The sequence below is a fragment of the Paucilactobacillus wasatchensis genome, assembly GCF_000876205.1.
GTDB lineage: Bacteria > Bacillota > Bacilli > Lactobacillales > Lactobacillaceae > Paucilactobacillus > Paucilactobacillus wasatchensis.
In genome coordinates, this window is the sequence record NZ_AWTT01000052.1 from 1 (window position 1) to 11,506 (window position 11,506).

Consider the following 11,506-nt stretch of genomic DNA (forward strand, 5'->3'; position numbering starts at 1 on the left):
ATTACATCACGTGCAGGTATTGGAAACACTGCTATTCTTGCAAAAGAAGGGTGTACTAATCAAGGCTTTCAATCAATTGTTCCATACAAAGACTTTCTTAATAGCTATTTTATATTTTCTCGAACTTCTGAATTAAAACGTTACGGTGAAATAAATGGTGCTGGATCGACATTTATAGAAGTATCAGGTAAACAAATGGCTAAGATGCCTATCTCAGTACCAAGTATTGAAGAACAACAAAAAATCGGTACCTTCTTCAAACAACTTGATGACACTATTACCCTTCATCAGCGTGAGGCAGAAAAGTTAAAAAATATAAAACAATCATACTTAAATGAGTTATTTGTATAACATTAATTCTAAGTTAAAGGATGGTGGATAATTTGGTTGTAGACAAATCGATTGCTGAGAGAGAATTTCAAAATGAAACAGTAAAAAATTTGACTGGACACTATGACAACGTTAAATCATGGGCGTCGCCAGATGAGTTAGATGGTACGAAACACAAGGTGACCTATAAGGATTTAATTAATAATTGGCGAAAAATTCTTGACCAACAAAATACTAAAGTACTAGAAAATATTGAATTGACCGATGAAGAATTCAGTCAGGTGATGACAAGAGTTAATGCTCTCAGCAATTCATATGAAGCAGCTAAATTATTGGCATCAGAAAATGCTACCGGTAAAATTGATAATATTATTCGTAATGCTCCTGGTGCGACTAGCCGCAGGGTTACTTTGCGTATTTTTGAAAAAGCACAGGTAAATGGTGGTGACACCGTTTATCAAATTGCCAGAGAAGTATGGACTGAAAATGATAAAAATAGATTTGATATTGTCTTGCTAATAAACGGATTACCAGTAATCAATATCGAACAAAAACGCACTGATAAAACTGTTGACGAAGCATATGGACAATTCAAAAGGTACTACAAAGATGGAGAGTATATTCATAATTTTTTTGCATTCTCTCAAATGATGGTCGTAATGACTGAAATAGATACTCGTTATTTTGCGACCCCAAAGAACGCTTCATCCTTTAATAAGGCGTTCTTATTTCGTTGGGCAGACAAGGATAATCGACCAATTACAAAAATGGCAGAAGTGGCAAAAACATTATTAAGGATTCCAATGGCGCACCAAATGGTCGGGGATTACTTAATAATAAATGAAGACACAACTCACCCGGAACGGGCCATGCACATGTTGATGAGGCCGTACCAAGTTGAGGCCTTGCGGGCAATTGAGTGGGCTGCCAACGGGTGGGATGTCGAATCACATATTCCACATGGTGGCTATATCTGGCATACCACCGGTTCGGGGAAAACTATTACTTCTTTTAAAGCAGCAACTTCGTTATCAAAGAAATTTGAAAAAGTAATATTCTTACTCGATCGTAAGGATTTGGACAAGCAAACGAGTGATAATTTTAAAGCATATTCCCAATATGACAGTATTGATGTTGATGATTCACCATATACTGATTCTTTACGACGTAAACTGCAAAGCAGTATGAAGGGAGTTGTAATTGCAACTACTTATAAGCTAAGCAATGTTGTCAAAGATTTATTGGAGAATGGTGATTCGTATAATATTTTGGATAAGACTATGGCTATTATCGTTGATGAAGCGCATCGAACTACGATGGGTGAAATGATGATGACAATTATGGAATCTTTCAAAAAAAGCCTATTTTTTGGATTTACCGGAACTCCATTGTTCGATGAGAATCATGTTAACGGTATTATTGATGAAAATTATGAACGGTACCGTACAACTTCTCAGATGTTTGGTCCAGAATTACACCGTTATACAATTGACCAGGCAATTAAGGATCGAAATGTCCTCGGATTCCATGTTAACTACATGAATACAGGGGAGTTCAATTCTTATTCTGACTTAGTTCCTAGGTGGATAAAAATCAGAAAGTCCATTCCAGGAAACAAGTTAACAGATGAACAGTTACAACAAAAAGCACTTGAATTAGAGGGAAATCACAACAAGGATCAAGATGGGATTACTAATGGACGAGCTATTTTGGAAAATGATGTGATTTTTGGTCAAGATGTAAAAGAGGTTCCTGAAGGTGGAATAAAATATCAAGATGAAAAACACATTCCGCAAGTAGTAACATTGATTATTGACGACTGGGAAAAACAGTCAAAGGGTATCATTAATAATGAATCTAAACCATACAAGTTTAACGCAATCCTAACTGTGGCACTCAAATCGCGGGTTATGCAATACTATCAAGAATTTAAAAAGCAATTAGCTGAACGAAAAGTGAAGCTAAATTTTACTGCCACTTTTTCAGCCGGAAACGGAAATAGTGAAGAAGGATCTAAGGATCAAGCAAACTTAAGAATGATTTTCGATGATTGGCATGTGCTCGGCCACCCACACTATAATGTTGACTCGAAAAAAGCTGAACAAGGTGAGCCTGGATTTTTTGCTGATATTACTTCTGTGTTCAAAAACGGAGGTCATGGTTTGAAAGATAATAATCTTGATTTGATTATAGTTGCTGAACGATTATTGACTGGATTTGATTCCAAATTAACCAATACCTTGTATATTGATCGTCAATTGAAGCTTCAGGGATTAATTCAGGCATATTCCAGAACAAACCGAGTATATGGACCGGATAAGGAGTTTGGTTCCATCGTGAACTTCATGTATCCAGCCAAAACCCGGTATAGTTTAGAACAGGCTTTGTGGCTGTACGGATCTGGCGGGTCGAATTCAAGGGTGATTATGGCAGAATATCCACTTGTTGTTCAAGAATTCAGACCAATTTATGAAGAGATGCATCAGATATTGCTGGACCCTGAAAACTGGATTGATTTAAAAGATGATGAAGAGAATAAAATGTCATTTTTGACGGCGTTTAAGAACTCATCAAAACAGCTAAACTTTTTGGCGCAGTATTATGAATTTGACTGGAATGGTTTTGGGGAAAAAGAGTTACCGCTCACTGAAGAGTTATGGTTAAAGTATCAAGGAGCCTACAACAATCTAAAACCAAGTGGACCTGGTGTTGTTGATGAAGATTTAATTGATTTAGGCTCAGCCAAGTTGGCTGACACTCAAACTGTTACCTTTGATGAAATCATCCATCTGATAGGCAAGGCTGTGGGTGAACAACCTGGGTTTGATGATACCAACGAAGAAAACCTGAGATTGATTAACGAAAACATAATGAAGTTACGAAGCTTTGGAGATAATGACAATGCGGAATTACTTCAAAAATTCATGGTAGAAGTCGTTGATAATAGAGAATTAAATCCAGATAAAACTGTCGCTGAAAACTTTCATGAGTTTGTTGTTCGCAAAGGTAAAGAGCAAATCGTTATTTATGCACGCAAACAAGCTGTGGATCCAATTATATTGAGAAGGGTCTATGATTCGTTCAATGAGGAATCCGAAAGCATTGATTATATGGATGACTTGAGAAAGAGTTCTAACTACAAAGAGTCTGAATGGTATAAAGACAAATCCATTAACCATGGACTAGCGCCAGTTAGTTATAAAAACATGCTGAACGAAACTACTGAATCTTGGTTACGAGAAACAAAAGCAATCTATAAAAATTTAGACGATTAGTCAAAAATCCAACTAAATATGTTTTTAGCATAGAAAAAGTAATGTACTTCTGTATCAATTAATTAGGAAACTATTTTGTGGTTTCCTAATTTTTTTATGGAGGTGTCTTTATGACACAAGATGCTAAGCTATACCAATACTTTTTCCAATGGATGAAGTTGTACAAGTTAGATGCAGTTCGCCCAGTTACTTACCGAAAGTACGAGATGACACACAGGCAGCTCGTTTATTTGGCACCTGAGTTAAGGATGAGTGAATTAACCCGTTTGACTTATCAACAGTTGTTGAATGACTATGCTGCAAGCCACGAGCGGCAGACAGTAATGGATTTCCATCGACATATTAAGAGCTCATTAATAGATGCCTTAGAGGAAGACATTATAGACAGAGATCCGACTCGCAAAGCGATCATAAAAGGTATACAACACAGGCAGCATAAAACTAAATTTTTAAATCAACATGAAGTACAGGAATTGCTAAATACTTTGGTGCTTGATGAAGGTGTGAATTGGGATTACTTTATTTTACTCGTTGCAAAGACAGGATTGAGATTTGCCGAAGCTCTGGCAGTTACACCGAACGATTTTGACTTTGCGCATCAATATTTGAATATTAGTAAAACTTGGGATTATAAGTCTGCTAAAGCGGGATTTGCGCCTACGAAAAATAAATCATCAATGCGAAAAGTACAGTTAGATTGGCAGACAGTAATACAATTTTCTCAACTTACAAAGAATTTACCAGCAGATGAACCAATTTTTGTTCGAAGTAAGGTGTATAACGATACTGTGAATCATTATCTTGAAAGATTGTGCAAAAAAGCAGGAATTGAAGTTATTTCGGTTCATGGACTACGGCACACACATGCTTCATTGCTACTGTATGCAGGGGTTAGTATTGCTTCAGTGGCAAGAAGACTGGGGCATTCTAATATGACAACAACTCAACAAACGTATTTGCATATAATCCAAGAGTTGGAGAATCAAGACAACGATAAAGTAATGAAACATCTGGCCAGTTTAATATAATTTTTTTATTATAAGTCATGGAGGGTGATCCTTCCATGGCTTATTTTGCTGACGTTGATTGGCAGCGATAAGGTTATTTGTGTGTTCAAATAGCATCCCTATTTTACTTTGCTCATTCTTATCTGGTATCAAAATTTTTATTTTTTCGATAGTATTTTTTGATAAACTTGGAACACCTGTGGACTCATCAAATTTTTTCCAAGGAATTATTTGGCAAAGTGAATAAATAAATAACAAACTAGTTTCAGATTCAGGAGTTAAGAAGAATAAAGTGTCAACAGTCCAAAAAGGTGCTTTCAATAATTGTGGGGAATTAATAGTTCCTTTTCTTCCAATTCCAACTGCATCTTTTTCAGAGAGACTTTCATCAACACTTAACATATAACCCCCGGTGCCAAAAACAGGAATAGCACCATAGTTTAGCTTTTTATAATCTTTCCCAGAATTAACTCGTAAAACATCTTGCAGGGTACGCTGTTCCCAAGCGTTATTAAAATAAGCAATACTTTAAATTTTTAATTTTTCTGGTTACGCTTGGGAACAGCGTAAGTTGAATGAAGTCGTTTCACGAAGATCAAAAACATCCAAAAGCAATAGTCTGCCCACGGTAGAATTTGAAGATATAAACTCCGGAGTAGGTACACTTAATAAGAATATATACCGTAAAAGTAGTCATAAATCAGGAATTATGTTCATTTCAGGTGATATATTGTTTGGGAAACTACGACCATATTTAAAAAATTGGCTTCATCCCAATTTTACAGGAATTGCTGTCGGTGATTTTTGGGTTTTTGATCCCCAAAACAATGATGGATCTTTTATATATTATTTAATTCAATCTCCTAAATACTGTGAAATTTCAAACTTATCTATTGGCAGCAAGATGCCAAGATCTGATTGGCAAATAGTATCTAATACATTTTTTCATATTCCTAATGTTGAAGAGCAGTCATTTATTGGGAAGATTATAAAATATATTGACAACCTTATCGCTGCCAATCAACGTCAGCAAATATTAGTAGGATTTGAATTATTAAATATACTAAATCTGTTCAAAAATCTGAATAATTCAACATAAGTATTTAGTTATAAAGACGCCTTTGATATGATTGAATAAATAAACGAAAAGAGAAAAAAATGGAAAAATTTGAAAACCTATCCAAAATAGGACAAGAAAATGTTGTAATGCCACGAATTATTGAAACGTTAAAAAGATTAGGTGGTAGAGCAGGCAGAAATGAGTTGATGATTGAAGTAGTTTCCAATGCCGATGATATTCCGGATGAATATGCTAAATCAATGAGGACAAGTAAAAATGGAAATGACTATCTACCATTTCAATATACATTTAACTTTGCAGTAAAAAATCTAATTTTAGCAGAATTTATGATACGACCGGAAAGAAGCGTTCTTGAATTAACTGAAAAAGGCAGAACATTTAATCTTGCTTCGTTTGACGCCGAGTCGGATGTTAGAAAAATATCAGGTCCAAAGTGGAAAGAAAATAGTGAAAGAAAGCAAAAAAAGGGTAAGAAAAAAGGCTCAAAGGCAGCGCGAAACGTCAAAGAGTTTGACAATGATGATCAAGTAGATGAATGGAGGGACCAGCTGGCGATCGCGCTGTCACAATTTACGCCAGCAAAATTCGAATTATTCGCTCGCCTGTTAATTAAAAATATGGGTGTAACACTTGATGAAAATATTGGTATGAAATTATCTGGAGATGGCGGATTGGATGGATATGGCTATCTGACTACTGATGATTTTAGAACCGCTAGAGTAGCAATTCAGGCCAAACGCTGGAATGGCCTAGTATCCTCGCCGGAAATTGATAAGTTCAGAGGCGCAATGGATAAATACAATGCTGAATATGGCGTTTTTATTACAACATCTGATTTCACGAGAGATGCCATTCATGCTTCACGAGTTGGTACTAGAGTTATCACATTAATTAATGGTGACAAAATTGCTGATTTGGTTGCAAAATTTAAGTTGCACGTTCAGCCAGTTACAACTTATGTATTGGATGAGTATTACGAAGGCTCTGAATAATTATAATTAGGAGGTTTTACTATGGCAGAAGGCAGTATCCTACAACTAAGAATTCAGTTGAATGAAGTACATCCGCCGGTATGGCGTCGAATTTTAGTACCAATAACAATCAGATATGACCAATTAAATGTAATTATTCAATTGGCTTTTGGTTGGACTAACTCGCACTTGCACGGATTTGTTGTCGCACATGATCGACAAATTGAATATATTCCAGAAGGTTCCGAAGATATGGCATTTGGTAAACCGTTGCTAACTAAGAATTATTTACTGTATCCAGATATCAAAAAAGGCAGTGTTACGTATACTTATGATTTTGGGGATGACTGGGAACACAAAATTAAACTTGAAAAAATACTTTCCATCGATGAAATACCAAGTGCTAAACTCCCTTATTGTATCGGTGGTCGTGGCGCTAATCGAGTTGAAAATTCACGTGGCATGGATGCATCTATGAACGGTGCGTCTGATTTGGCGTTCGACAAAGATAGTTTAAATGAATTATTAGAGGAGTATGCAGCTGCTGGTGAAATGATGCTTCATGTGGATTTGTAGTTGATTCACTGATACTGTTCAAAATAGAGTAGTTAGAATGAAAAAAGCTTGCTGTCAGTTGATAGCAAGTTTTTTTTAATTTGTTATTGCAAGGATAATAATTTATTGCGTGAAAGGGTATACTGGTTATGAAAGAATTCAGTAAGTAAATTTGCTAAATTCAGTATCGGCAAGAACGAGATTAACTCTCGAAAATTCTAATGTTAATACTGTGTTGGACAATTATGGTCTACTGCAAAACATAGATAAAGCCATGTCAATTGAAAGCGTTTAGTCAAATTAGGAGTGTTAAAAATGACAACCAGTATTGAAGTCAACAAAAAAAGTGTAAAGCAACTTTTGGAATCGGGAAAGCGACAAAAGTTTGTAATCCCGGAATACCAAAGGCCCTATGCTTGGTCAGAAGAACAAGCGCAAACATTGTTTGACGATTTGGTAGAGTACACGGTTAATGACAACGAAGAAACATATTTTCTTGGCACGATTGTTTCTTACGAAAATAATAGTACCCAGGAAATTATTGATGGTCAACAAAGAATCACAACCTTATTTCTTTTACTGCGGGCGCTTTATACTAAACTGTCAAAGCAAACACCATCGCACCAAGTTAATTTTCAAAAAAGTCAGATAGAGCCAGCTATCTGGGCACAAGATGAAGTAACTGGAAAAATTGATTTTGATAAAATTTTGATTTCATCAGAGGTTATGGGAGACGATGGGAATCAAAGATTTACTGAAATATTGAAGAGTGGTAGATCCGACCCCAAATTCAACGATAACTATTCAAAAAATTACATCTTATTTCAACAACAAATTGAAGAATTTCCAACCGATCAGCCGATGCAACTTTATGCTTTTATTTCTAATATTCTGAACCGAGCAATCTTGTTACCGATTACTGCGGATTCTCAGGATACTGCTTTGACAATATTTTCGACATTGAATGACAGGGGATTGGCATTATCTGATGCAGATATATTTAAAGCTAAAATATATAATCATTTAGATGCTACAGGTAAAAATAAATTTATTGAAAAATGGAAGCGACTTGATGAAGACACTACACAAGCTAGTGAGAGCATTCAAAAGTTATTTTACTACTACATGTTTTACCTTCGAGCACTTGAAAATGATAGAAAAACCACGACACCAGGTATTAGAAAGTATTATTCTAGGGACAACTTTAAACGACTTTATCAAAACGACTTAATGGATAATTTAAATGCGATTCTTTCTCTATGGATAGTTGTTAATAATCGCACTGAAATAGATGAAAGCTGGTCCAAAAATATTCAAATTAAGCAAACACTTGATGAACTGACATCCTATCCAAATGAATTTTGGAAGTATCCTGTTGTTATTTTTTATTTAAAGCATCATTTTGACGACAATTTTGATCAGACATTTCTTAAATTTTTGCGGCATTTATTAGCTGCTTTGTGTGCAAGATATATTGTTACGCCGACGATCAATGCTGCTAAGCGTGGGATATTAAATTTAAATGCTGAAATTGTTAAATCATCCACGCCTAAGTTTGATTTCAGTGTGGTTGATGAAAACGAGTTGAAGGAAAAAATTAAAAATGCTCATCGCAACACTGTTAGGATGATTTTGAAAATACTTGCATATCAACAGCAGGATGATCTGTTACCCAGAAAGTGGGAAATCGAACATATTTTACCCCAAAAATGGCAATCAAGTTTTTTCCCTTCTAATTCTGATAAAGAAGTAAAGGAATTGGTTGAACATATTGGAAATAAGATCCCGTTTGAAAAGCGATTGAATATTATTGCAAGCAACGGATATTTCGAAAAAAAGCAAGAAAGTTATGCTAAAACGAAAATTCAAATATTATTAGACTTATCGGCCACGAATACAAAATGGGGATTAGATGAAATTAGAGAACGAGATATGAGAACATCTGATGATTTAGTCTCTTTATTGAATATGTGGGGTTTGAATGAAAACGAGGATGAATCGGAAATAGATGCATTTCAAGTTAAAATACCAGTAAATCAAGTCGAAAAATATAATGGATTTACCAATGCGCTAGGTTTGGATGATAGTGATGGAAGTAGACGAGAATTCCTAGATCTGGTAAGTAAGAAAAAATAATCAATTTAAAAAAAGTCTGGTAGTTTCACGTGGAACAATTAGTAACGAAAAAATTTAGGTTAAAAATAATGCCATTCATGATTTTTTAAAGTCAAATAATGTCAAAAAGTTTCATTTCAATTTTACAAAATAGCGTGGCAGTGTCTTGTGATCCATAGGTAAATAGATGCTGACTTCTATTTGTACGTTCAAATTAACGTTGAAATAAGTTTAGCCAGGCAACTATTGATCATATAATTTATAAGAAATGCCTTGACCAAAGTGCATATGTCGAGTAGATTATATATTAACCCAATTGGGAAATATTAGTTAACAGGAGGTCCAAAATGGCGCAGCGAGAAGAAAATATAAATGATCAGATGAAGGTTCGCCGAGATAAAGCCACAGAACTTGAGGCGATGGGAATTAAACCTTTCGGTCATGCTTATAAACGTACAGACTTAGCCAGCGACTTACACACGAAGTTTGATAGTGTTGATAAGTTTGATGACACCGTTCACGTTATTGCCGGTCGTATCATGGCTAAACGTGGAAGTGGAAAAGCAGCCTTTGCCGATATTCAAGACAGAAGCGGCGAAATTCAGATTTACGTTCGTGAAGATGAAGTTGGCGAAGATAATTACAAGATTTTTGGCATTGTTGACCTCGGAGATATTATTGGTATCGAAGGTCACATGATGAAAACTGATACAGGTGAGTTAACACTTAAAGCCAATAAGATCGAGTTCTTATCTAAAGCGCTGCGTCCTCTTCCTGATAAATTTCATGGATTACAAGATCAAGAAATTATCTATCGTAAACGATATCTAGACTTAATTACAAACAGAGAAAGTTTTGATCGCTTTATTGCTCGGACAAAGATCAAGAAAGCCATTAGAAAATATTTGGACGGACAAGGCTTCTTAGAAGTTGATACTCCAGTTCTACAGACACAAGCCGGTGGTGCTGAAGCACGTCCATTCATTACTAAGTCAAATGCACTTAGCATTCCGTTGTATCTACGAATTGCCACAGAATTATATCTGAAGAGATTAATTGTCGGTGGTTATGAAAAGGTTTATGAACTAGGTAAGGACTTCAGAAATGAAGGTGTCGATACTCGTCATAACCCAGAATTCGATATGATTGAAACATATGTTGCGTACTATGACTATCAAGATGTTATGGACGAAACAGAAGGAATCATCAAGGCTGCAGCCCATGCTGTTAAGGGTGACAACGCCATTATCACGTATCAAGGCAAAGAGATTAACTTGCAAGATAAGTTTGCTAGAAAGCACATGGTTGATGCGATTAAAGATGAGACTGGTGTTGATTTCTGGCAACCAATGAGTGTTGATGAAGCTCGTAAGTTAGCTGATAAGTTCCACGTTGAGTATGAACCATATTGGACTGTTGGACACATTATTAATGGATTCTTCGAAGACTTAGTTCAAGATACATTGACACAACCAACATTCATCTATGGTCACCCAGTTGAAATTTCTCCACTTGCAAAGAAGAACGTCGATGACGATCGCTTTACAGACCGATTTGAACTGTACATCAACAAGATGGAATATGCTAATGCCTTTACAGAATTAAACGATCCAATCGACCAACGTCAACGGTTTGAAGCCCAAGATGTTGAACGTGAGGCCGGTAACGAAGAGGCTCACGGTATCGATGAAGATTACCTTGAAGCAATGGAATATGGTATGCCGCCTACAGGTGGATTAGGAATTGGTACTGATAGATTAGTTATGCTGTTAACGGATGCACCATCAATTCGTGACGTCATGCTTTTCCCTACTATGAGACCATTAGACTAATCAACAAATACGATTGACACGAAAAGCACATCGCAGGATGTGCTTTTTTTATGCACAAATTTAGGCTCTTCGTCAAGAAGTACTGATGACTTAATTCAAGGACGTAGTCCTTACTAGGCAACTAGTTCTCTTTCAGGAGGATTAGTTGTTTTTTTGTTTAGCTGTTTTAAACTGTTTTTATAATTTATAGAGTAGAAACTAGTAGAAAATGCTACAAGTATCCTAAGTCTGAAATTGGTAAAGTTTCTGAAGCCGTATGCTGTTCGTTTTATTACTTTGATTTTATTGTTACATCCTTCAACGGGACCATTTGTATAACCCTTATAATCTTTGATGAAAA

The 11,506-nt window shown here is 35.7% G+C and carries 9 protein-coding genes and 1 pseudogene; 8 read left to right on the forward strand and 2 right to left on the reverse strand.

The window, feature by feature from the left end; all coding sequences use genetic code 11:
- The 3 genes and pseudogenes from WDC_RS08235 to WDC_RS08245 form a co-directional block, all read left to right on the forward strand.
- Positions 1 to 345: pseudogene (locus tag WDC_RS08235) on the forward strand (restriction endonuclease subunit S); the annotation flags it as partial.
- A gap of 38 nt (positions 346 to 383) precedes the next feature.
- Complete coding sequence (locus WDC_RS08240; RefSeq protein ID WP_052497838.1) at positions 384 to 3,605, forward strand: type I restriction endonuclease subunit R; 3,222 nt, start codon at positions 384 to 386, stop codon at positions 3,603 to 3,605.
- Between the two features lie 110 nt (positions 3,606 to 3,715).
- Positions 3,716 to 4,633: a site-specific integrase gene (locus tag WDC_RS08245; protein WP_044011384.1), complete on the forward strand. Its 918-nt coding sequence runs from the start codon at positions 3,716 to 3,718 to the stop codon at positions 4,631 to 4,633.
- Between the two features lie 15 nt (positions 4,634 to 4,648).
- On the opposite strand, the gene WDC_RS08250 is transcribed toward WDC_RS08245, so the two are convergent.
- A complete protein-coding gene (locus tag WDC_RS08250; RefSeq protein ID WP_044011385.1) occupies positions 4,649 to 5,137 on the reverse strand; it encodes a restriction endonuclease subunit S in 489 nt (162 codons plus the stop codon).
- A 7-nt stretch (positions 5,138 to 5,144) separates the two neighbouring features.
- On the opposite strand from WDC_RS08250, the gene WDC_RS08255 reads away from it, so the two are divergent.
- From WDC_RS08255 to lysS, 5 genes are all read left to right on the forward strand, one after another.
- Positions 5,145 to 5,711, forward strand: coding sequence for a restriction endonuclease subunit S (locus WDC_RS08255; protein ID WP_082040967.1), 567 nt, complete (start codon positions 5,145 to 5,147; stop codon positions 5,709 to 5,711).
- A gap of 59 nt (positions 5,712 to 5,770) precedes the next feature.
- Positions 5,771 to 6,685 carry a restriction endonuclease gene (locus WDC_RS08260; RefSeq protein ID WP_044011387.1) on the forward strand — a complete coding sequence of 305 codons (915 nt, stop codon included), beginning with the start codon at positions 5,771 to 5,773 and terminating at the stop codon, positions 6,683 to 6,685.
- 21 nt (positions 6,686 to 6,706) lie between these two features.
- Positions 6,707 to 7,240 carry a plasmid pRiA4b ORF-3 family protein gene (locus WDC_RS08265; protein ID WP_052497840.1) on the forward strand — a complete coding sequence of 178 codons (534 nt, stop codon included), beginning with the start codon at positions 6,707 to 6,709 and terminating at the stop codon, positions 7,238 to 7,240.
- A gap of 294 nt (positions 7,241 to 7,534) precedes the next feature.
- Positions 7,535 to 9,355 carry a DUF262 domain-containing protein gene (locus WDC_RS08270; protein WP_044011388.1) on the forward strand — a complete coding sequence of 607 codons (1,821 nt, stop codon included), beginning with the start codon at positions 7,535 to 7,537 and terminating at the stop codon, positions 9,353 to 9,355.
- Between the two features lie 326 nt (positions 9,356 to 9,681).
- Complete coding sequence (gene lysS, locus WDC_RS08275) at positions 9,682 to 11,166, forward strand: lysine--tRNA ligase (protein WP_044011389.1); 1,485 nt, start codon at positions 9,682 to 9,684, stop codon at positions 11,164 to 11,166.
- Between the two features lie 113 nt (positions 11,167 to 11,279).
- Here lysS and WDC_RS09555 read toward each other — a convergent pair.
- The coding region (locus WDC_RS09555; protein WP_191978665.1) for a transposase at positions 11,280 to 11,506 on the reverse strand (227 nt) is incomplete at its 5' end.

Excerpts from the sequence above, each read along its gene's own strand:
- WDC_RS08245 (WP_044011384.1), top strand. The coding sequence starts at position 3,716 with ATGACACAAGATGCTAAGCTATACCAATACTTTTTCCAATGGATGAAG.
- WDC_RS08260 (WP_044011387.1), top strand. The coding sequence starts at position 5,771 with ATGGAAAAATTTGAAAACCTATCCAAAATAGGACAAGAAAATGTTGTA.
- WDC_RS08265 (WP_052497840.1), top strand. The coding sequence starts at position 6,707 with ATGGCAGAAGGCAGTATCCTACAACTAAGAATTCAGTTGAATGAAGTA.
- WDC_RS08270 (WP_044011388.1), top strand. The coding sequence starts at position 7,535 with ATGACAACCAGTATTGAAGTCAACAAAAAAAGTGTAAAGCAACTTTTG.
- lysS (WP_044011389.1), top strand. The coding sequence starts at position 9,682 with ATGGCGCAGCGAGAAGAAAATATAAATGATCAGATGAAGGTTCGCCGA.